The 215-nt window shown below is 57.7% G+C and carries 1 protein-coding gene; it reads right to left on the reverse strand.

Annotated elements, in window-relative coordinates; genetic code table 11:
• Positions 1-215: VCBS domain-containing protein (locus tag KO531_RS22320; protein ID WP_219252250.1), on the reverse strand; the 215-nt coding region annotated here is incomplete at both ends.

Raw genomic sequence — 215 nt, forward strand, 5'->3', positions numbered from 1 at the left:
GAGTGACTGCACGTCGCTGTGGCTGTTGTTTAAGGTGTAGGTCCAGTTACCGTCGGCATCAATGCTGAAGAAACCGTAGTTGCCATCGGCGACATTGGTTTGCACTTGGAAGACCGCTTCGCCGTTGTCGACGTCGGTGACGGTTAAGGTGCCGGCCACCGTTTGTACTGTGCCTGGCAGGGTGTCGGAATCGCCGTCTTCGGTGACGGTGCCAG

The sequence above is a fragment of the Shewanella sp. NKUCC06_TVS genome (assembly GCF_019345515.1).
Taxonomy (GTDB): domain Bacteria; phylum Pseudomonadota; class Gammaproteobacteria; order Enterobacterales; family Shewanellaceae; genus Shewanella; species Shewanella oncorhynchi.